This window comes from Micromonospora sp. C81 (assembly GCF_018070425.1).
Classification (GTDB): domain Bacteria; phylum Actinomycetota; class Actinomycetes; order Mycobacteriales; family Micromonosporaceae; genus Micromonospora; species Micromonospora zamorensis.
Genome location: NZ_JAGPXS010000003.1, coordinates 325,410 through 344,610 on the forward strand (window position 1 = coordinate 325,410; position 19,201 = coordinate 344,610).

The window sequence follows — 19,201 nt, forward strand, 5'->3', positions numbered from 1 at the left end:
TAGAGGTCAGGTCACCATCGCGCCGCTGGAGAGTCCGCGTCAATACCTTTCCATCTATCTACTTGTTCAGAAAGAATTCTTCACGCACGGTCGGTGACCCCCACCCAATCGGTACGGAGTGTCACGGCCGTACGGGTTGCGGATCGGTAACGGGCGTCTCTACTCTGGTCATTTGTCGGCCCGACAGCAGCTCCGCCCATCCCGGGCGGTAACGGACCGACACCGCCGAGTCGTTTCCGAGCGAACCGGGGACCCACGTCCCTCGGGGTGAATCCGCAGCCACTGCGGTAGGGCGCCGACTTCCCGCCCGAACCCGTCAGCTAACCCGGTAGGCGGTCAGGAAGAAGGAGTACGGAACCCCGGTGGCACTCCATGCCCCGCGGCCGTCGTCCGAGCGGTCGGCATTCGCCGTCCCGACGTCGATCGTGCCGCGCCCACGCTGGTCCCGCTTCACCACCGCTCTCGCCGCACTGGTCGGCGTCGCCGTCGTCCTGACGGGCAGCGCCACGGCCGCCCACGCCGACCCGTCCGTCGCCGAGATCGAGCGCCAGATCGACGCCGACTGGAACACACTCGAACCGATCATCGAACGGCACAACGCCACCCGCGCCGACCTCGCCGTCAAGCGCAAGCAGGCGGACGCGCTGGCCGCCCGCATCGCCCCGCTCGAGCGGCAGGTCGACGCCGCGATGGACAAGGTCAGCGCGCTGGCCGTGCGCGCGTACAAGGGCGAGACCGTCTCGACCGTCAACGCGATGCTCGGCAGCCGGTCACCCAGCGAGGTGGTCAGCCAGCTCGAAATGCTCGACCGGTTCGCGCACAACCAGCAGCAGGACGTACGCGAGGTCGCCGACCTGCGCGACGAGCTGGCCGCGCAGAAGGCGCCGCTGGACGAGATGGTGGCCCAGCTGGCCCGCACCGAGGCCCAGTTGGCGGCCAAGAAGAAGCAGATCAACGAGGAGATCGACCGGCTGCAGAAGCTGCGCCTCAAGGTGTACGGCAACGGGGGCGGCGGTCCGCTGCGTCCGGCGCCCTGCCCCGGCAGCTATCCCGGCGGCGCTGCGGGCACGGCGGTCAAGTTCGCCTGCGCGCAGATCGGCAAGCCCTACGTGTGGGGTGCCGAGGGCCCGAACTCGTACGACTGCTCCGGGCTGATGCTGGCCGCATGGGCGAAGGCCGGGGTGTCGTTGCCGCACAACGCCGCTCAGCAGAGCCGCGTCACCAAGGACGTCAGCAAGGCCGACCTGCGCCCCGGCGACCTGGTCTTCTACTACAGCGACATCCACCACGTCGGCATGTACGTCGGCAACGGCTGGGTCGTGCACGCCTCGCAGGCCGGCCAACCGGTCAAGATGAAGAAGGTCGACGACGGCCCGATCCACAGCTACGGCCGCCCAGGCTGATCCTGGGTGACCAGGAGGGCCCGTCGCGATCGGTCGCGGCGGGCCCTCGTCGTCTGACCGTGGTGCCTCAGCCCGTCAGCGGGTGGGCCAGGTGCGCCAGTGCTGCCAGGCGCGGCTGGGCGTCGGACCCCGCTGGCCCTGGTAGCGCGAGCCGTAGACCGCCGAGCCGTACGGGTGCTCGGCCGGCGAGGAGAGCCGGAAGATGCAGAGCTGCCCGATCTTCATGCCCGGCCAGAGGGTGATCGGCAGGTTCGCCACGTTGGAGAGCTCCAGCGTCACGTGACCGGAGAACCCCGGGTCGATGAAGCCGGCGGTGGAGTGCGTGAGCAGCCCGAGCCGGCCCAGGGAGCTCTTACCCTCCAGTCGGCCGGCGAGCTGGTCGCCCAGCGAGATGACCTCCAGCGTCGAGGCCAGCACGAACTCGCCCGGGTGCAGCACGAACGGCTCCCCGTCGGGCACCTCGACCGAAGAGGTCAGGTCGTCCTGCTGCATCGCCGGATCGATGTGCGTGTAGAGGTGGTTGTTGAAGACCCGGAACAGCCGGTCGAGTCGGACGTCGATGCTGGAGGGTTGGACCAGGGTGGGCTCGAACGGCTCCAGGCCCAGCGTGCCGGCCTTGATCTCGGAGACCAGGTCGCGGTCGGAGAGCAGCATCGGACCACCATAGCTGCGTTGCCGAAAGTGCCAGGATTCGGTGCCGATGACCAGCGAGTCGAGGTCGCTGCTCGTACATTTGTTCGATAGAATGCCCGCATGGCTTCCTGGTCCGAATTCGCCGCCGACGAGCCCCGACTCGCCGACGGGATCCGCGTTCTCCTCCAGCAGTACGGGCCAGGCTTCGGCTACCTGGCCACGGTCCGCGCCGACGGCGGGCCCCGGGTCCATCCGGTCTCCCCGGTCATCACCGACGAGGGCTTGTTCTGCTTCATCGTCGACTCTCCGAAGCGCCGCGATCTCGAACGCGACGGCCGTTACGCGCTGCACTCGTTCCCGCCGGAGGAGAGCGACGACGAGGCATACGTGGCGGGTCGCGCCCGTCCGGTGACCGATCCGCTCCGGGTCGCACGGTTGGCGCAGGGCGCCCGGGCGGAGCCGCAGGTCGACTGGCGGTTGTTCGAGTTCACCGTCGACGTGGCGATGTTGGCCCGCCGGGAGCAGCACGGCCTCGGTGTCGCCGTCGGCGGGCCGGAGGTGCAGGTGTGGCTCGACCCACTGGCCCCGGCCGCACCTTCAGCCGTACCGCAGGCTCGCCCGGCCCGCCGCAGCCGCAACGTCCAGTGTTCGGCCGCCTGACCTGGTCCTGGGGAGAAAGCGACCGGTGCCGGCCCCGTCGTGACGGGGCCGGCACCGGTCGTACGCAGGGAAGTTATGCCGCCCGGTACGCGTTCCACGCGGTCAGCATCCGGCTGGCCTGCCCGGCGGTGAACTGGTACATGCACGAGTCGTAGGTGTAGTCCATGAAGTTGGTGATCGGGTCCAGCCCGGTCGCCGAGCAGGTGTCGCGCCCGGTCGGGCACTGGTAGGCCGGCGACGCCTCGGCCGGGGTGTCGCTGACGCTGTCACCCGAGCCGCCGCACCCGCCCTGGAAGGTGTGGTAGAGGTTCAGCCAGTGGCCCACCTCGTGGGTGCCCGTGTCGCCCTGGTTGTAGTTGGTGGCGGTGCCGCCCGGCAGCGACTCGCTCAGCGCGACCACGCCGTCCATGCTGCTCAGTTTGCGCTGCGGGAAGGTCGCCCAGCCCAGCAGGTCGTTGCTCAGCTCACCGAGGTAGATGTTGAGGGTGTTCTTGCCGCCCACCCGCAACGAGGACTTCATCGACCGCTCCGCCGACGAGCCCTGCACGATCGGGTACCACGACGGGTTCGTCACCCGGTTGATCTTGTCGAGTCGGAAGGCGAACGCGGTGACCGCTCCGCCGGTCGCACCGGCGTATGCCTGGTTGAGCACGGTGATCTGCGAGGTGATCAGCGAGTCGGGGATGTTGCCGCCGGCCCGGGTGCTGTTCTCCTGAATCACGTGCACCACCACCGGGATGGTGACCGTGGCCAGCGCCGTCGCACCGGCGCCGGTACGGAAGTTGGCGCGCTCGCGCAACGCAGCGGCGAGGTCCGCGTCCCGCTCGCGGACCTGCTGCGCGGTCAACTCGTTCGGGTCGTGCTTGGCCGCCGCACCGGGCTTGAGCCGGGCGTTGGAGTGGCTGTCGGCTGGCTCCACGCAGGCGCCACCGGGCGCCGCGGAGAAGGCCGAAGCAGCCGGAACGACGCCCACCGCAGCGGTGCTGAGCAGCAGCGCGAGGGTCGTCGACGCGACACCGGCAGCACGCCGGGTCAGCAGGTTGGGACGGGGTCCCATGGGCCCACCTCTTTCTGGCGGCGCGGCAGGGGGTGTGTCACGCCGTGGCTGGCAACGTGTGGCAGACGTTACAACTCATCGACGCATTTGAGAACGGCCATATGTTGCCGTCCGGAAACTTCTTCCTGGGCGCCTGGCGTGGTGGGCTCGCGGGGGTGCCTGGGTGCACCGGATCGACCACTCGGGTACAGTGGTGCCGCCTGCGGGTGTAGTTCAATGGCAGAACATCAGCTTCCCAAGCTGACAGTGCGGGTTCGATTCCCGTCACCCGCTCCACTGCGAAGGCCCTGGTCAGGACGCGAGTCCCGGTCAGGGCCTTCGATGTTCCGAGGTGAGCCGTCATGCCGTGTGCCATTAGCGTGCCATTAGCCACGGTCATCCCCGGCCCCGTCCCGGTCCGCTGACCCCTTCTTACCCTTCTTGCTGCCGGACTTCTTGCCCGGCTTGCCTTTGGTCTTGCTCGCGCTGCCTACCGGCTTACCGGGCCCATTCCGGTCCACCCGCAACGCCTGGTGCAGCGCCTGGCAATGGCACGGTCCGCTTCGGCCGTGGCGTGCTGATAGATCAACGCGGCCTGCGATGAGTCATGCCCCATCCGGGTCAGGTCACGGGTGCTCGCCCCGGTCTGAGTAGCCCGCCGGCGGGCCGCGTTCGCCGCGCCGCCTCGGCGAAAACGCTCTACACCACCAAAACCAGCGCCCCGCCGTCCCAAAAGGTCACATGATCATGTCGCCCTTGTCGCCATCTGAGGATGCCCGGTCGATCGGCGGAGCGGGGTGGAATCCCGTCGGAGGGGGCGGCCATGCTCCCTCCCGGCGCGGCGAGGTGTCGCGCCAGACGGGGAGTACCCATGCTTCACAGCTCACCATCCGCCCGTACCCGAGCCGCACTGCCGCGCCGGATCGCCGGCGCGACCGCCACGGCGGCCCTGGCCGCCGCCGCTGCGGTCGGCGTCGCGGCACCGGCCGCCGCCGCGGACACCAGCACCCTCCTGGAGGGCGTCACCAGCGCCCGCGACGTCGCCGCGGGCGACGGCCGGGTCTTCGTCGCCGCGGTCGACCGGGTCGTCGTCGCCGACGCCACCGGCGCGGTGACCGACACCCTGGAGGGGATGGCCGGCGCGGTCGGCCTCGCCATCGACACCGATCGCGACCGCCTCTACGTCGCGCTGAGCGACAGCGGTGAACTGGCCGAGGTCGACACCGCCACCCTGCAGGTCGTCCGGAAGATTTCCCTGGAGGGGTACCGCTGCCCGACGAACCTCGCCCTGTCCGGAAGCCGGGTCTGGGTCGGCTACGGCTGCGGGTTCGAGTCGACCGGCGGCGTGCTGACGCTCGACGTCGCGGCGGCCGATCCCACGGTCGTCGGCATCACCAACTACATGTACCAGGCGCCACGGGTCGCGGTGGCCGGCAACGTGCTGGCCACCGGCTCTCCCGGCCTCAGCCCCGCGATGGTCGAGGTCTACTCCGTGGACGGCGCACAGGCGACGCGGCGCGGCACGATCATGAACAGCATCGTGGCAGACCTTCGCGAGCTGGTCGTCACCCCGGACGGCAGCCAGGTGATCGGGGCCTACGGCAGCTCGGCCACCCACATCGGCTACGACACCACCACCCTGGCCGAGGTACGCCACTACGGCGCCGGCCCCGGCCGGCCGGACGCGGTCACGATCAGCCCCGACGGCCGCTACCTCGCCGGCGGGCGCGACGGCAGTCCGGAGCTGATCGTGCACACCCTCGCCAGTGGCGCACCGGTCAACCAGGCCGACAGCCTGGACGGTGCGGTGGTGGAGGGCAGCCTGGCATTCCTCGGCACCGACGTCTTCGGCCTGGTGTACGACCGGGACAGCGAGCGCTACCACCTCTGGCGGGCGGTCGACGTGACCCTGCCCAAGTCGGCGATCTCGCTGACCGGGCCGGAGTCCGCCACCGCCCTCGACCCGATGACCGTCACCGGCCGGCTCACCCTGGCCGACGGAGCGGCCCCGGGCGTGCAGCGGCTCGACGTCACCCGGATCCTGCCGGACGACAGCCGCACCGCGCTCTCGGCCACCACCGCGGCGGACGGCACCTTCACGATCACCGACACCCCGCCGGTCAGCGGGGAGATCCGCTACGAGGTCTCCTGGGCCCGGACCCCGAACTACCAGGGCAGCGACGCCTCGCTGACAGTGCCGGTGGCCGGGCGCACCCCGACGCTCACCCTCACCGGCGCGGCGGCCGGCGAGGACGGCAAGCGCCTGCAGCTCTCCGGCACGCTGAGCTTCGACGGCAAGGTGCCCACAGATCCCCAGCAGATCGGAGTTACCAGGACCATCTGGAACAACCGCGTGGACGGGGTGACCGAGCAGCTTCCGACCGTCACCACCGACAGCGCTGGCGGCTTCGCGATCCTCGACACGCCGGCGCAGGGCGGCCGGTACGTCTACACGGTCAGCTGGGACGCCGGCTCGCCGGTGTACGCGCCGGCGTCGGCCACCCGGGAGGTCACCGTCTCGTCCAAGGACTCCCAGATCAGCGGCACGGTGGCGGACCCGGCGTACGTCGGGGAGAAGTTCCGGGTCACCGGAGCGATCTCCCAGGACGTTGGGGCCTGCCAGGGCCCGGCCACGGTCCACGTGAGCCGGAGCGTCAACGGCGGTAACGAGAAGAAGCTGCCGGACCTGACCACCGACGCGTCGTGCGCCTTCGGCTTCGACGACAGCGTCACGGTCACGGGGCAGGTCACCTACAAGCTAGCCTGGGACGGCAACTCGACCCACCGGCGGTCGTCCGGCACCGTCGACGTGACCGTGCAGAAGCAGCCGTCGTCCATCGAGGTCACGTCCCCGGACCGCACCCTGGTCAACGGCCAGCAGTCGGTCATCGACGGCAAGGTCACCGGCACCCGTACCGGGTCGATCGGCGCAAGCGTGACGCTGACCGTCAACCGGGTCGGCCCGGACGGCACCTCGGTCCCGCTCCCGAACGTCACCACCGCGGCGGACGGCACCTTCTCGCTGCGGGACTCGCTGCCGACCGTGGACGCCAACACCTACCCGCAGTTCCTTTACGAGTTCTCCTGGTCCGGCAACGCCGGGTACGAGGGCAGCAACACCAACATCGCCTTCTACGTCGTCCCGCCCGACTGCACCTGCTGACGCGGTCGTGATCGCCGCCCGTCCGGGTCACCGGGCGGGCGGCGTCGTTTTCCGCCTTCGGATGCCGCCGAACCAGCTCGCTGGTTCGGCCGCCTGCTTCGGTAGCCGGTCGCGCAGACTACCGGCCCTGAACTGGCCGTGAGCTGTACCCAGCCGACCGGATCCGGGCCGGACGCTGGCGACAGCCCGCGGCCGACTAAGGGACGCCTGACGCTATTGGGGATCGACGAGGACGTCCCTTAGGACCACGACTTCAAGGAGCGGCTCAGTCCGCAGGCGACGGCCGAGCTCGGCGGATCACGGCCTGGTCGAGTCGTCAGGGTCGGTTGTGCACGAACCACGCGTCACCGGCGGGCAAGGCAACGGCGACCTCCCATCGGCACAGGTCGAGGTTCGGTGCCAGCGCCTTGAGCTGGCCGGCCGCGGTCCACGCCTCGTCACCCGGTGCCGGGCGACGACCCACCTGGAACTGCAGCATGGTGCCACCCCAAGACGCGACCAGGCGGGCGTCCCACCGGTGACGCCACTGCGTCAACGCCTCGGCCAGCATCCACCGGTACCCCCGGGCGGGCGCACCGAAGAAGTCGACCCAGTACCCCGAGCTGCGGACATCGCTGGTGGGCAGCAACATGAGCAGGACGCTGTTAGGCGTGAACCAGTAATCGGTCTGCGTCACGAACCGCACCCTGCCAAGCACCCGGGCGTACAGGTCGGCGTCGGCGAGCAGCCGATCGTACAGCGCCCGCTCCAGCTCCTGGAGCGGAGTCGGCAGCGCCATATCCGACACCAGGGCCGTCAGGTCCAGGTCTGCGCCAGCCCTGCCACGCGTTTAGTACTCGACCTCGCCCTCGTCGACGTCGTCGTCCGCGCGGTAGTGGCGGTAGACCAGCCAGGGGTCGGAAGATTCGGCCGCCTCGGCGAACGCGCGCAGCTCTGACTCCGACGGACCGGGCTCGGGCTCGGGCCGGATCCTCGGCGTGTCGCCGAAGTCGTCGGTGACCATGACGGGCAGGCGTCCGGTGACCGACACCAGTGCGTCGGCAACCTGCCAAGCCTCTTGCGTGCGATTGGGGTCGATGTCGGCGACGAGGACAGTGCCCGACGGGCCGTGCCCGATCGGCAGGCCGGCCAGTGGCGTGCCGACGAACGCCGCTTCGATCTGGTCGAGGTCGTTTCGCACGGTGAAAGTGTCTCCGATCATCGACGCGACCTGCCCATCCTGTGCATCGCGAGCCATCCCGCCGCAAGAGAAAGCACCACCGCTCCCTGTTGGGGCGCGATCAGCCAGAACCACTCTTCGTCGCGGTAGAACAGGGCCAGGTGCGCCGTCGACAGAAGAGCAAGGCCGGCAGCGCCGAAGTAGCCAGCGAAGACAGTTCGGGGCAGGTTGGCCGCCCGCCCCCATCCCCGTTCGCTGGCGCGTTGGCCTTTCACCCCGACCAGGATCACGGCGTAGGCGAAGACAAACGCCCCCGCGCACCCGATGGCGGTGATGACGGCCCCGAGGATTGCTCTAACCAGCACTCGGCGAGACTCCCACGGCCGTCAAGTGACCCCAGGCGGCGCCCCATTCGTTCCGGTCGATTCTCGCCTTCGCGCGCCGATCACCCCGGAAGACGACTGCAACAGGTTCGGCCCGACCGGCGATAGTCAGGTGTGACGAGCCAGATACAACCGTCCGACCAAGATCTGTGGTCGGCCATCGCAGCCAGTGACGAGGTCGCGTTCGGCCGGCTCTTCGACCGGTACGCCCGGGCGGTCTACAACCACGCGTTCCGGCTCACCGGCTCGTGGACGCTCGCCGAGGACGTGACGCAGTCCACCTTCCTGGTCGCGTGGCGTAGGCGTGGCGAAGCGGCGGTCCTGGTCGACGGGTTGGCGCTGCCGTGGCTGCTGGTGGTCGCCACCAACACGACCCGCACCGAGTGGCGCTCGGCCCGGCGGTGGTTGGCAGCCCTGCGGAGGTTGCCGCCGGGACGTGGGGTGGAGGCGGACCCGGCGGACGACGTAGTCGCTCGGCTCGATGACGAACGGCAGATGGCCGACGTCCTGGCGGTCGTACGCCGATTACCTCGCGCCGAGCGCGAGGCGGTTGCCCTGTGCCTCTGGTCGGGCGTGCCGTACGCCGAGGCGGCTGCGGTCCTCGGCATCAACGAAGGCGCGCTCCGTTCACGTGTCAGTCGCGCACGGGCCCGACTGGCACGGATGGTCGTCGACGGAACCAAGCAGGAGGATGAGCGATGAAGGGCATTTTCGAAACGCCTGTCGAGCGGGATCTGCCGCCCGGCGCGGCGGCGCGGATGCGTTCGGATCTGATGGCTTCTGTCCATCGTCCGCGATCCCGCCGGGCGCTACGGCTCGGAGTGGCCACCTTGGCGACGGCTGCGGCCATGGTCGCCGGTGTGGCGATGGTGCCGAGTGGCGACGATGTGCGGCATCTGGCGATGGGTCCGAGCGAACTGTCACCGACGCTGCGCCGATCAATGGAGCAGTGCCTGTCGTGGAACGAGGAGATGGAGCGGCTTCCGGTGTCGATGGACCAGTTGGCCGTGGCCGCCGAGCAGGATCACCGGGCCGTGGCGCTTTTCATATCGGAGACCGGGTACTTCACCTGTGAAGTCTCCACGGTGCCACATCAGGAGATCAGCGGGGCCGCCAGCAGTGAACGGGACTGGCCACAACGGAACTGGTTGCCCGGCCCGGTCCAGCGACTCCTGCTCGTGTCCAGCAGAGTCAACGGCGGCGACGTCGCGGCGACTGGCCGGGTCAGCGCTCGGGTGCACCGGCTGGTGCTCGAACACGGGGATGGGCAGACGACCACGGCGCGGTTGGCCAACGGTGTGTTCGGCCTGATCACCGAGAATGCCAACGCCAACGAGGGCGCCGAGTTGGTCAGTTACGACGACACCGGTGCCGAAATCGACCGCCGTCCGCTCTTTCGTCCGTCGGACGAGTTCGACCACTGCTACGGGGACCCGTCGGGCACTGTCGTCTACGGCTCGCCCGGCACCAACTGCCTACCCGCGGAGCGTTGGAGCCGGTAGGCAGCGCGGTGGTGCCAGCGACGACCGGGGCTTCCGGCGTCGGACGCGGTGCTTTCGCGCTGTCAGCTCTAGGCGGTGTCTTCAAAGGATTTTTGTTGTCGGATGATGTAGGGCGTGGGTCGTCGCTACGAGTTGTCTGACGTCGAGTGGGATGCGCTATCGCGGTATCTGCCGTCGGTGGTGATCGGTGGTCGGCCTCGGGTCGATGACCGGCGGGTCCTCAACGGGATCGTGTGGAAGATCCGGGCCGGGGCGGCGTGGCGTGATGTGCCCGTCCGCTACGGGTCGTGGCAGTCGATCTATACCCGTTTCCGCAGGTGGGCCCTTGATGGCACGTTCGAGCGGATGCTGGCCGGGGTCCAGGCCGACGCGGACGCTGCCGGGGACATTGACTGGCTGGTGTCGGTGGACTCCACGATCGTGCGTGCCCACCAGCACGCTGCGGGCGCTAAAGGGGGGCCTGCGAATCGGACGAACCACAAGATCACGCCCTCGGTCGAAGTCGAGGTGGACTGACCACCAAGATTCACCTCGCCTGCGACGGCCTGGGTCGGACCCTGGCGTTCGTGCTTACCGGCGGCAACGTCAACGACTGCAGCCGCTTCACGCACGTCATGGCAGCGATCCGGGTCGAGCGGGCCGGACCCGGCCGACCTCGGGTCCGGCCCGACCATGTCATCGCCGACAAGGGCTACAGCTCCAAGGCCATCCGGGCTGACCTGCGCCGGCGCGGCGTCGGACACACGATCCCTGAGCGCGCCGACCAGCAGGCCAACCGCTACCGACGCGGCAGCCGTGGCGGCCGACCACCGGCGTTCGACAAGCAGCTCTACAAACGGCGCAACGTCGTCGAACGGTGCTTCAACCGGCTCAAGCAGTGCCGCAGCGTGGCGACCCGCTACGACAAGACCGCGACCTCGTTCCAGGCCACAGTCACTATCGCCGCGCTACTCCAATGGTTGTGAGCCTTTGAAGACACGCCCTAGAGCCCTCAGAGGGATCTCAGCGGCGGTCATCGTCCCAGCAACGGCCTTCCAATTTCCAGGGAGGATCAGGAGCGGGGCCTTGCGTTGCGCAGCCTGATGCCACTGAAGCCGACCGAGCTGTTGGTCACTACGTCCCAGAAGGACCAGAGGTTGTTCAGCACGCGAAGCTGGATTCCCGCCTCGGCGTGACACCGCAGCAGATCACCCACCGGCTCGGGAGGACCGAGGGGTGTGACGGGCTCGACTGCCACGAGCGCGTGTGGTTCGGGAGTGCCGAATAGTTGGAAGCGATCAGCGGGTAGCCGGTACGCGAACAGTCGCACCCTCTGCATCGCCTCCAGCCAGCCGTACTCGATCGCATGTACTCGCTCGCCGCAGCCCGCTCCGACGACCCGATCACGATCCGCCCGAGAGGTGGTCGGCAGCACCCAGGCCATCGCCCGGGGGCACTGGCGCGGGAACCAGTAATCGGGAGCCCGATCCTGGTCGACGGCCCACACGTATGCGTCCGGTTGCTGAGCGGTCGCGGCGACATGCGGAACGAACCGCGTGATCGTCGGGTCTTCCGAGAAATGCAGCACCTGCCCAGGCTCTGGTCGCATTTGGTCGTTCCTACCTGGGAGAGGTGCTCAGCTCAACCACATTCGGGCAGCCTCCGGTCGCGCTCCTAACTCAGCGCCACCGGAATAGCGGCACTCGAACAACCGCTCTTCGACGGGGGTGCATCCCAAACGGTTGCTCCCGATCACACAGAGCGTCCGTTAGTGTCCGCTCTGGAGGTGGTCCGTGTTCACCGAAGCTTTTCCGATCGTGACGACACCTGACCTGCCACGACTGATCGGGTTCTACCGGGATGTGGTCGGCTTCGAGCTGACCTACCGGTTCCCGGACGAGGGTGTTCCAGAGTTCGTCGCACTCCGACTGGGCAACAGCGAGCTGGGCCTGGCCGCCAATCCGGAGGCCGGCGGGCCGGCCGAGTCGCACCGCTGGGAACTGTGCGTCTATGCCGACGACTGCGACGCCGCCGTGCACGCCCTGCGCTCGGGCGGTGCCACGGTCACCGAGGACCCCGTCGACCAGCCGTGGGGGGAGCGGTCCGCCCGGGTCACGGATCCCGACGGCAACCGCATGCTGGTGCTGTCCCGCCTCGCTTAGAGCCTGCCGAGATCTTGGACAGTTCAGGCGTAACGGAAACTGCCCAGGATCGCGGGTCAGCGTCGCCAGAACAGGAGATGGGTGACTCCGCTGGCGCTGGGCACCGACTCCAGGTGGAAGCGGTCGAGAAGTTCGTCGGGGCTGTCCCACAGGCGCTCGCCCCGGTCGAGGTCGACGGGCGCGACGGCGATGTGCATCGTGTCGACCAGGTCGGCATCGAGGAACTCGCGGATGGTGGCGACCCCACCACCGAGGCGTACGTCGCGACCGTCGGCTGCCTGCTTCGCCCGGGCCAGCGCCTCGGCCGGGCTGGCGTCGAGGAAGTGGAACGTGGTGTCGGACAGCGTGAACGACGGGCGTACGTGGTGGGTGAGCACGAAGACCGGCGTGTGGAACGGCGGGTTGTCCCCCCACCAGCCCTGCCAGTCGTGGTTCTCCCAGGGCCCGCGCTGAGGGCCGAACTTGTTGCGACCCATGATCTCCGCGCCGATGTTGCACTCGGCGTCGCGGGTCAGATAGTCGTCGAGGCCGCGACTGCCGCCGGGCTCGGTGCGATACACGAAGCTGGCGGTGGCGGCCCGCCAGGAGAACAGCGGGGTGGGGTCCGCGTGGCCGAAGGGCCGTTCCAGGCTCTGCCCCTCGCTGGTGCCGAACCCGTCGCGCGACACGTTGAAGCACTGCACCCGCAGCAGTTGCGGCATGGCGTCTCCTCTTGAGGTGGCGGGTCGGGTGACTCAGTTCGTGGTCGTCGTCGGGCCGCCGCCCCTGCCCCGATCGTCGAGCACGAGTGGGGCGCGACCGTTCACGTCGTACCGGATGTGGGTGACCTGCGGGGTGTGCAGGACGCGGGTCGGCGTCAGTTCGATCGCCTCCTTGTCGCCGAGGTCGAGATCCGCGTCGAACAGTCGCAGGCCGGTGCCGAGCACGACCGGTACGACGTGCAGCTCCAACTCGTCGAGCAGCCCCGCCTTGATGACCTGCCGCACCAGGCTGCCGCCTCCGGCCACGGCGACGTTCTTGCCGCCGGCCACGGCGCGCGCCTGCTCGACGGCACTGGCCACGCCATCGGTGACGTAGGTGAAGCTGGTGCCTCCGCCCCGCAGGAGAGTCTGGCGGGGGCGGTGCGTGACGACGAAGACCGGCGCGCGGAACGGCGGCTCCTCGCCCCAGGGCGCCTCACCGCCGTCGGCCATCCGGCGCCCCATCACGTACGCGCCGGCGGCCCCGAACGACTCGGCGATTACCTCGGAGTTGGTGTCCTTCTCACCACCGGCGAAGCCCTGTCGTTCACGCCACGCCGACGCCTCCGTCGCCCAGCGGGTGACCCGGAAGAACCCGGCACTCTCCGCCGAGTCCATCCAGTTGCTGTCGCCCTCGAACCGCGGGCCGGCGTAGAAGCCGTCCACCGACACCGACAGCTGTGCGGTCACCTTGGTCATCGCGTTGGTCCTCTCCTCGGTCACACCCGACGGGGTGCAGCTCGCCAAGGGGTCGGAGCCGAACGGGAGACCCCTACCCGAGAGCAGTGTGACGTGCGTCACCCGAAGGCTCGGTCAGGTACCAGGTTCCGGCGTGTTCCGGGTCCCGGGACCAGCGCATCCGGGGCAACTCCTCGGGGCGGGGCCGCCAGTCCCGGTAGGGCGCGAGGGCCACCCGCCAGGCGATCACCGCGAAGACGTAGATGCCCGGGCCCGCCAGCCAGAGCAGGGCGTCGCGTCGCCGATAGGAGGCGTACGGCGCCAGCCACGCGGTCGCCGCCATCGGCAGTGCGATCGCACTGAGGTCGGCCATCGGCCCGCGACCGAACCGGGACTCGATCAGCTCGCGGAGGAGGAAGGACGGGACAACCACCGCGAGCGTCATGGCCACCGTGCGGATCGTGCGGCCGCGGCGATCCCGGGGTACGCGGGCAGCAGATGCTTCGGCGGGCATGCCGGGAGGGTACGGGCCGACCGCAACGCGGATCGACAACCGGCGGCGGTGCTGTCCCCGGCTAGGCTGGCGATCATGCGGATTGGCATCGTCATCCTGCCCGACCAGCGGTGGGCGGAGGCACAGCGTCGGTGGCGGCAGGTGGACGAGTGGGGCTTCGACCACGCCTGGACCTACGACCACCTGGGTTGGCGTGACCTGGTCGACGGCCCGTGGTTCGACTCGATGGCCACGCTGACCGCCGCCGCGACGGTGACCTCCCGGATCCGGTTGGGCACCCTGGTGGCGTCGCCGAACTTCCGGCACCCGGCGGCGTTCGCCCGGCAGATCACCACCGTGGACGACGTCTGCGACGGTCGGCTGCTGCTCGGCCTGGGCGCGGGTGGTATCGGGTTCGACTCGGCCGTGCTGGGCGGTGAGACCCTGCCGCCGCGTCAGCGGGTGGACCGGTTCGCCGAGTTCACCGAGCTGCTCGATCTCGTCCTGCGCGAGGACGGCACCACCTGGCGTGGTGAGTGGTTCGCCGCGGTGGACGCCCGCAACAACCCCGGCTGCGTGCAGCAGCCCCGGGTTCCCTTCGTGGTGGCCGCCAACGGGCCGCGATCGATGCGGCTGGTGGCCCGGTTCGGTCAGGGCTGGGTGACCACCGGCACCGATGCCGACGACGTGTCGGGCTGGTGGGACACCGTGTCGGCGCTGTCCGCGCGGATGGATCGCACGCTGGAGGAGGCCGGCCGCGATCCGGCCACTCTGGACCGTTACCTCTCGCTGGACGCGGCGCCGGTGTTCTCGCTCAGCAGCGCGCAGTTCTTCGCCGACCAGGTCGGCCGGGCCGCGGACCTGGGCTTCACCGACGTGGTGACGCACTGGCCGCGCGCCAGCAGTTGGTACGCCGGCGACGAGGCCATCCTCGCGGACGTGGCGACGCGGTTGCTGCCCGAGCTGCGCGCCTGACGTGGCCGCGTCAGGTGCCGAGGTCGCCGCTGGCCACTCCGCCCTCGCCGCCGGACACCAGTCGCAGGCGTAGGCACACGATCGGGGTGTCGCCGTCGACCGGGGTGCCGAGGCCCGCCCAGTAGGCCGCGTGCCCGGCCCGCCACTCCTCGATCGAGCGGTCCCCCTCACCCTCGGCGCGGGCGAAGTCCCATGGCACGTCCGCGAAGCGGACCACCTCGACTCCGGTGATCTCCACGACGCCGGCCAGCGCGTCGTCGTCGTCGACCAGGGCCAGCCGTTCCCCGACCTGCTCCAGCTCCTCGCCCTCTTCCGCGTACTCGGCGAGCCGGCCGGCCGTCGCGGTCTTCACGCCGGCCAGCACGAGGGTGTTGAGGGTCGCCCGCAGCTCGCCGGGGGTGCCGAGGGCAAGGGTGCGCAGTTCACCGATCCGAGGCCACATCCTGCCGAGGCTAGGCCAGCGCGACCCGTACTGCCGCCGCATTGCGCCGGGGCCTGCTCAGATCAGTTGGCCGGCGTAGCCGGCGGCGGTGAGCAGCCGGTCGTCGCCAGTGGCCGCGTGCGCGTCGAGCACCGCGTCGGCGAGCTTGACCACGTGCTCGTCGCCGTGCCGAGCCGCTCGGGCGAAGACCTCCGTCGGTGTCGCGGCGGTCACGGTCGGTGGCGCGATGCCGTCGGCTGGGGCGTACACCGAGGTCAGGGCCGCCGTCGCGGCCCAGGCCGCGGCGAGGCTCGGCGCCCACAGCGCCCGGTCCAGGGCCGGCAGGGTACGCAGCACCGCGGTCGGCGCGGTGACCGCGTGCACCAGCATGACCGGCGCGGCGTGACCGAAGCGCAGGTAGTCCAGGCCGGCGCGGTGCACCAACGTGGTGAGCCCGCGCTTCGCCTCGTCCGGGCTCCGCGCGGGGCTCAGCGCCGCGAGCGCCGGCTCCCATCGGGGTACGCCCGGCAGTTGACCCAACCGATCCCGGACGCCGCCGGTCTGGTCGTCGATCCGGGGCAGCCCGGCCAGCGCGGCGTCCACGTCCATCTGCTCGCGGCCGGCCCGGTGGCCGTCGAGAACACGGTCGGTGCCGGGGATCGGCTGCCAGCGGGCCGCCCAGTAGCCGAGGGCCTGGGCCAGTTCGGTGAGCCGAGGTGGGTTCACGTCGTCCGTTTCGAGGACGCGTACGGCGTGCCCGACCCGGATCACGCCGTGGGTGGCGCCGGCGGCGATGCCCGGCAGCAGACGGGGCCACCAGGTTCCGAGCACGTCACGCCACGGGTGGTCGCGCAGTTGCCGGTCGAAGTACGCCAGCCAGTCACCGGCCCGCTTCGGATCCCCCAGCGCCGCTCGCCAGTCGTCGATCGGGTGCAACCCCCGGGGCAGTTCGTCGAGTCGGCCGAGGTAGTCGTCGAGCCAACGGTGCACCTGTCCCTGGTGCCCGTGTCGGGCCAGCGCCTCGACGGCCATCGGTCCGTGGTTGGAGAGCCACCCCTCGTATTCGGGGCCGGTGCGATGCAGTCTTTCGTACGCCTCGTCGAGAATGCCGTCACTCATGGATCGATCGTCGGACGTGAACCGAGGTTCAGGTCAAGCGTGCAGATCGGCGGCGTCGATCAGGCCGGTGATCCGCAGGTCGGCCGCGACCTCGGGCGGGCAGTCGACGGCCACCACGGCGGTGCCCAGCACCTCGGCGCCACGCGCCGCGCAGATGTCATAGAGGGCGTGGAGCTGCGCGCCCGTACGCACCCAGTCGTCCACCACCAGCACCCGGTCGTCGGGGCCGAGGTGCCGGTCCCGTACCGCCAGGTCGACCCGTCGTCCCCGGTAGTCCGGTGGGCTCTGCGCCCAGGTGAGCGGCCCGGCCGGCAGCCGGCCGTCGGCGGGTTTGTGTGCGGCCACGAAGCCGACCCCGAGGGCGGTGGCGGCAAGCGGCCCGAGCAGCAGCCCGGTGACCGCCGGGGCGAGCACCACCGTCGGCCGGGCGGCCCGGTACGGCGCCACCAGGGCCGGTCCCAGCTCGGCCAGCACCGTCGGGTCGCGCCACCAACCGGAGATGTCGCTGACCAGGTGACTGGTGCCCGGACCGGGGTCGATCCACCGGAACAGGGCGGCCAGGCGTTCGGTCAGCTCAGCGGGCATCCGCTCATCCTGCGCCACGGCCGGTCGACGTGCCGACACCCGGGGCCGGCCGGCCCATCCCGCCTCGGATGATCGGCTACACGTAACAGTGCAAATACGGGCATACCACTATGATCACGTTGACTTCGGAAGTGCTTCTCTCGTTACGGTCCGACCCGGTTTGTTCAGTCGACGAAAGGACCGGGCCGGTGGCAGGTAAGCACTCCCGTACCCGCATCTTCTCCTCCCCGGCGGGCATCGTGGCCACCGCGGCGGTCGGCGTCGCCCTCGCCGTCGGGGGCACGTTCGGTGCCGTGCAGCTGACCTCCGGCTCCGCTCAGTCGGGCCAGACGACTCTCGACCTCACCCCGACCACCGCCGCCAGCAGCCTCGCCCCCAGCTCCCCGGCCGCCTCCGCGTCCCCGAGTGCCAGCGTCTCCCCGAGCGCGTCCGCCAGCCCCTCGGCCAGCCGGTCGCAGCAGGCCGCCTCCCGAGGCAAGGAGCGCACCGCGTCGCCGAAGCCGAAGCCGACCACCAAGAAGACCACCGCCGCCCCGAAGGTGCTGGACAGCGGCTCGTGCGGCGCCTCGTTCTACTCCGACGGGCAGCTCACCGCCAACGGTGAGTCGTTCAACCCGAGTGCGCTGACCGCCGCACACAAGACGCTGCCGTTCAACACCAAGGTCCGGGTGACCAACCCGGCCAACGGCAAGTCGGTAGTGGTGCGGATCAACGATCGCGGCCCGTTCATCGACGGCCGTTGCCTGGACCTCTCCCGCGCCGCGTTCGCCACCATCGCCTCGGTCGACGTGGGCGCGCTCACCGTCCGCTACGAGGTACTCGGCTGAGTGGGGCAAGCGACGTCGATTCGGCCGGTCGATCGGACCGGCCGGTCAGAACCTCCTCGGACGACGGGTCAGGTTCATTCACCGTTTCACGCGGATCAGGCAAACTGTCTCTCGTATCCACGCGACTCCTTCAGCCGGTCCGTCGCCCGCTGAGCCCCGGATCCCGCGCCGGCCTCGGCGCGGCCCTCGTTCTGCTCGCGATCGTGTCGGCGGTCGAGGCGGCGGACGGGCGTTCGGCGAACTACATCGCACTGTTGGCGGCCGCACCGATCCTGGCCGCCGCACTGGCGGCCTGGCCGGTGGTGCTGGGGGTGGGTGTCGCCGCGACAGTGATCGGGGTCGCCTTCGCGCTGCTCGATCCGGAGATGTTGCTGGTCACCTCGGTCAACGTGGTCTGGGTCGCGCTCGCCACCGGGCTGGCGGTGGCGGTGACATCGGTCCGCCAGAAGCAGGCGGACCGGATCGTCGAGTTGACCAAGCTCGCCTCGGTGGCCCAGCAGGCTGTGCTGCGTCCACTCGGCCCGCAGGTCGGGACGCTCTCGGTCGCCGGTCGCTACATCTCCTCCACCGCCACGGCCGAGATCGGCGGTGACCTGTACGAGGCGATCGACACGCCCTACGGCGTACGCATGATCATCGGTGACGTGCGCGGCAAGGGCCTGGACGCGGTCCGGCTGGCGAGCATCGTCCTCGGTTCCTATCGCCACGTGGCCTACGAGCGGGCCGACCTGCGCGCCGTCGTCGCCGACCTGGACCGCGCGGTCGCCCGCAACGTGGGCGACGAGGACTTCGTCACCGCGGCACTGGTCGAGGAGCGCGGTGGCACGCTCACGATCGTCAACTGCGGACATCCGCCGCCGCTGCTGCTGCGTCGGGGCGCGGTGATCCCGCTGGAGCCGCCGGCGCCGGCCCCTCCGCTCGGGTTCATGCCGGTGGTCCGCCCCCGGGTCGAACGCCTGGAGCCCGGCGACCGGCTGCTGCTGTTCACCGACGGGCTCGGCGAGGCGCGGCGTGACGGGGAGTTCTTCCCGACCGCCGACCGGGCCTGGCGACTGCTCGGCCACGGCACTGTCGCCAACGGGCTGGCCTCACTGGAGACGGCGCTGATCGAGTGGGTCCATGGTCGTCTCGACGACGACATCGCTCTGGTCCTCATGGAGTACGTCGGTGCCCGCACCGCCGTGACCGCAGCGGTCCCGAGCTGGGAGGTCGGCGCCGCCGAGAGCTGATTCGGTCAGCGCGGCCCGGAGGTGTGTAATCGCCGTCACTTGGGTGATCCGCTT

General features: G+C 70.1%; 21 protein-coding genes, 1 tRNA gene, 1 pseudogene and 1 riboswitch. Of the genes and pseudogenes, 11 read left to right on the top strand and 12 right to left on the bottom strand.

Annotated features, from left to right (window positions below):
* Window positions 1–213 precede the first annotated feature (213 nt).
* A riboswitch (cyclic di-AMP (ydaO/yuaA leader) is annotated at window positions 214–349 on the top strand.
* A gap of 13 nt (window positions 350–362) precedes the next feature.
* Window positions 363–1,403, top strand: a complete 1,041-nt coding sequence (locus KBX46_RS33100) for an NlpC/P60 family protein (RefSeq protein ID WP_099849584.1) — start codon at window positions 363–365, stop codon at window positions 1,401–1,403.
* A 75-nt stretch (window positions 1,404–1,478) separates the two neighbouring features.
* On the opposite strand, the gene dcd is transcribed toward KBX46_RS33100, so the two are convergent.
* Window positions 1,479–2,057 (bottom strand): dCTP deaminase, encoded by a 579-nt coding sequence (dcd, locus tag KBX46_RS07695; protein WP_099856866.1) that lies wholly within the window; start codon window positions 2,055–2,057, stop codon window positions 1,479–1,481.
* Window positions 2,058–2,156: 99 nt separating this feature from the next.
* Here dcd and KBX46_RS07700 point away from each other — a divergent pair, with 99 nt between their 5' ends.
* Complete coding sequence (locus KBX46_RS07700) at window positions 2,157–2,696, top strand: pyridoxamine 5'-phosphate oxidase family protein (protein ID WP_088950868.1); 540 nt, start codon at window positions 2,157–2,159, stop codon at window positions 2,694–2,696.
* A 73-nt stretch (window positions 2,697–2,769) separates the two neighbouring features.
* Here the strand turns inward: KBX46_RS07700 and KBX46_RS07705 are convergent, their stop codons facing one another.
* On the bottom strand, window positions 2,770–3,753 hold the full coding sequence (locus tag KBX46_RS07705; protein WP_210791875.1) for a zinc metalloprotease: 984 nt from the start codon (window positions 3,751–3,753) through the stop codon (window positions 2,770–2,772).
* A 202-nt stretch (window positions 3,754–3,955) separates the two neighbouring features.
* Between KBX46_RS07705 and KBX46_RS07710 the strand changes: the two genes are divergently transcribed.
* Both KBX46_RS07710 and KBX46_RS07715 read left to right on the top strand, forming a co-directional pair.
* Window positions 3,956–4,029: transfer RNA gene (locus KBX46_RS07710), tRNA-Gly, on the top strand.
* Window positions 4,030–4,603: 574 nt separating this feature from the next.
* The gene (locus tag KBX46_RS07715; protein WP_210791876.1) at window positions 4,604–6,895 is read left to right on the top strand and encodes a hypothetical protein; all 2,292 of its coding nucleotides are present in this window, start codon (window positions 4,604–4,606) and stop codon (window positions 6,893–6,895) included.
* 316 nt (window positions 6,896–7,211) lie between these two features.
* Here the strand turns inward: KBX46_RS07715 and KBX46_RS07720 are convergent, their stop codons facing one another.
* From KBX46_RS07720 to KBX46_RS07730, 3 genes are read right to left on the bottom strand one after another with little or no spacing between them, the layout of a single operon-like run.
* Window positions 7,212–7,673 carry a hypothetical protein gene (locus tag KBX46_RS07720; protein WP_210791878.1) on the bottom strand — a complete coding sequence of 154 codons (462 nt, stop codon included), beginning with the start codon at window positions 7,671–7,673 and terminating at the stop codon, window positions 7,212–7,214.
* A gap of 51 nt (window positions 7,674–7,724) precedes the next feature.
* Window positions 7,725–8,075: a hypothetical protein gene (locus KBX46_RS07725; protein ID WP_210791880.1), complete on the bottom strand. Its 351-nt coding sequence runs from the start codon at window positions 8,073–8,075 to the stop codon at window positions 7,725–7,727.
* A 17-nt stretch (window positions 8,076–8,092) separates the two neighbouring features.
* The gene (locus KBX46_RS07730) at window positions 8,093–8,419 is read right to left on the bottom strand and encodes a hypothetical protein (RefSeq protein WP_210791882.1); all 327 of its coding nucleotides are present in this window, start codon (window positions 8,417–8,419) and stop codon (window positions 8,093–8,095) included.
* Window positions 8,420–8,551: 132 nt separating this feature from the next.
* Between KBX46_RS07730 and KBX46_RS07735 the strand changes: the two genes are divergently transcribed.
* From KBX46_RS07735 to KBX46_RS07745, 3 genes and pseudogenes are all read left to right on the top strand, one after another.
* Window positions 8,552–9,139 (top strand): RNA polymerase sigma factor, encoded by a 588-nt coding sequence (locus KBX46_RS07735; protein ID WP_099849592.1) that lies wholly within the window; start codon window positions 8,552–8,554, stop codon window positions 9,137–9,139.
* The gene (locus KBX46_RS07740; protein WP_210791885.1) at window positions 9,136–9,939 is read left to right on the top strand and encodes a hypothetical protein; all 804 of its coding nucleotides are present in this window, start codon (window positions 9,136–9,138) and stop codon (window positions 9,937–9,939) included. The genes KBX46_RS07735 and KBX46_RS07740 overlap by 4 nt, the downstream gene beginning before the upstream one ends.
* A gap of 114 nt (window positions 9,940–10,053) precedes the next feature.
* A pseudogene (locus tag KBX46_RS07745) lies at window positions 10,054–10,904 on the top strand (IS5 family transposase).
* 86 nt (window positions 10,905–10,990) lie between these two features.
* Here the strand turns inward: KBX46_RS07745 and KBX46_RS07750 are convergent.
* Entirely contained in the window at window positions 10,991–11,506 is a 516-nt protein-coding gene (locus tag KBX46_RS07750; RefSeq protein WP_308159412.1) for a DUF6886 family protein, read from the bottom strand.
* A gap of 229 nt (window positions 11,507–11,735) precedes the next feature.
* Between KBX46_RS07750 and KBX46_RS07755 the strand changes: the two genes are divergently transcribed.
* A complete protein-coding gene (locus KBX46_RS07755; RefSeq protein WP_308159413.1) occupies window positions 11,736–12,080 on the top strand; it encodes a VOC family protein in 345 nt (114 codons plus the stop codon).
* Window positions 12,081–12,136: 56 nt separating this feature from the next.
* On the opposite strand, the gene KBX46_RS07760 is transcribed toward KBX46_RS07755, so the two are convergent.
* The 3 genes from KBX46_RS07760 to KBX46_RS07770 form a co-directional block, all read right to left on the bottom strand.
* Entirely contained in the window at window positions 12,137–12,781 is a 645-nt protein-coding gene (locus KBX46_RS07760; RefSeq protein WP_210791891.1) for a dihydrofolate reductase family protein, read from the bottom strand.
* A 33-nt stretch (window positions 12,782–12,814) separates the two neighbouring features.
* A complete protein-coding gene (locus tag KBX46_RS07765) occupies window positions 12,815–13,519 on the bottom strand; it encodes a dihydrofolate reductase family protein (RefSeq protein WP_210791893.1) in 705 nt (234 codons plus the stop codon).
* A gap of 73 nt (window positions 13,520–13,592) precedes the next feature.
* Window positions 13,593–14,012, bottom strand: coding sequence for a hypothetical protein (locus KBX46_RS07770; RefSeq protein WP_210791895.1), 420 nt, complete (start codon window positions 14,010–14,012; stop codon window positions 13,593–13,595).
* A 75-nt stretch (window positions 14,013–14,087) separates the two neighbouring features.
* On the opposite strand from KBX46_RS07770, the gene KBX46_RS07775 reads away from it, so the two are divergent.
* Window positions 14,088–14,966: an LLM class flavin-dependent oxidoreductase gene (locus tag KBX46_RS07775; protein ID WP_210791897.1), complete on the top strand. Its 879-nt coding sequence runs from the start codon at window positions 14,088–14,090 to the stop codon at window positions 14,964–14,966.
* Window positions 14,967–14,976: 10 nt separating this feature from the next.
* Here KBX46_RS07775 and KBX46_RS07780 read toward each other — a convergent pair whose 3' ends face one another.
* From KBX46_RS07780 to KBX46_RS07790, 3 genes are read right to left on the bottom strand one after another with little or no spacing between them, the layout of a single operon-like run.
* Entirely contained in the window at window positions 14,977–15,408 is a 432-nt protein-coding gene (locus tag KBX46_RS07780) for an ASCH domain-containing protein (RefSeq protein ID WP_088950881.1), read from the bottom strand.
* Window positions 15,409–15,465: 57 nt separating this feature from the next.
* Window positions 15,466–16,506: a questin oxidase family protein gene (locus KBX46_RS07785; RefSeq protein ID WP_210791906.1), complete on the bottom strand. Its 1,041-nt coding sequence runs from the start codon at window positions 16,504–16,506 to the stop codon at window positions 15,466–15,468.
* A gap of 33 nt (window positions 16,507–16,539) precedes the next feature.
* Entirely contained in the window at window positions 16,540–17,091 is a 552-nt protein-coding gene (locus KBX46_RS07790; protein WP_210791907.1) for a phosphoribosyltransferase family protein, read from the bottom strand.
* Between the two features lie 188 nt (window positions 17,092–17,279).
* On the opposite strand from KBX46_RS07790, the gene KBX46_RS07795 reads away from it, so the two are divergent.
* Together KBX46_RS07795 and KBX46_RS07800 are read left to right on the top strand one after the other, a co-directional pair.
* Window positions 17,280–17,918 carry a septal ring lytic transglycosylase RlpA family protein gene (locus tag KBX46_RS07795; protein WP_210791909.1) on the top strand — a complete coding sequence of 213 codons (639 nt, stop codon included), beginning with the start codon at window positions 17,280–17,282 and terminating at the stop codon, window positions 17,916–17,918.
* Window positions 17,919–18,022: 104 nt separating this feature from the next.
* Entirely contained in the window at window positions 18,023–19,147 is a 1,125-nt protein-coding gene (locus KBX46_RS07800) for a PP2C family protein-serine/threonine phosphatase (RefSeq protein WP_210792037.1), read from the top strand.
* Window positions 19,148–19,201: the final 54 nt, after the last annotated feature.

Bases quoted from the DNA above. Each gene is read 5' to 3' on its own strand.
- KBX46_RS07700 (WP_088950868.1), top strand. From the start codon at position 2,157: ATGGCTTCCTGGTCCGAATTCGCCGCCGACGAGCCCCGACTCGCCGAC.
- dcd (WP_099856866.1), bottom strand. From the start codon at position 2,057: ATGCTGCTCTCCGACCGCGACCTGGTCTCCGAGATCAAGGCCGGCACG.
- KBX46_RS07785 (WP_210791906.1), bottom strand. From the start codon at position 16,506: ATGAGTGACGGCATTCTCGACGAGGCGTACGAAAGACTGCATCGCACC.
- KBX46_RS07740 (WP_210791885.1), top strand. From the start codon at position 9,136: ATGAAGGGCATTTTCGAAACGCCTGTCGAGCGGGATCTGCCGCCCGGC.
- KBX46_RS07705 (WP_210791875.1), bottom strand. From the start codon at position 3,753: ATGGGACCCCGTCCCAACCTGCTGACCCGGCGTGCTGCCGGTGTCGCG.
- KBX46_RS07720 (WP_210791878.1), bottom strand. From the start codon at position 7,673: ATGGCGCTGCCGACTCCGCTCCAGGAGCTGGAGCGGGCGCTGTACGAT.
- KBX46_RS07760 (WP_210791891.1), bottom strand. From the start codon at position 12,781: ATGCCGCAACTGCTGCGGGTGCAGTGCTTCAACGTGTCGCGCGACGGG.
- KBX46_RS07780 (WP_088950881.1), bottom strand. From the start codon at position 15,408: ATGTGGCCTCGGATCGGTGAACTGCGCACCCTTGCCCTCGGCACCCCC.
- KBX46_RS07770 (WP_210791895.1), bottom strand. From the start codon at position 14,012: ATGCCCGCCGAAGCATCTGCTGCCCGCGTACCCCGGGATCGCCGCGGC.
- KBX46_RS07790 (WP_210791907.1), bottom strand. From the start codon at position 17,091: ATGCCCGCTGAGCTGACCGAACGCCTGGCCGCCCTGTTCCGGTGGATC.
- KBX46_RS07715 (WP_210791876.1), top strand. From the start codon at position 4,604: ATGCTTCACAGCTCACCATCCGCCCGTACCCGAGCCGCACTGCCGCGC.
- KBX46_RS07775 (WP_210791897.1), top strand. From the start codon at position 14,088: ATGCGGATTGGCATCGTCATCCTGCCCGACCAGCGGTGGGCGGAGGCA.
- KBX46_RS07765 (WP_210791893.1), bottom strand. From the start codon at position 13,519: ATGACCAAGGTGACCGCACAGCTGTCGGTGTCGGTGGACGGCTTCTAC.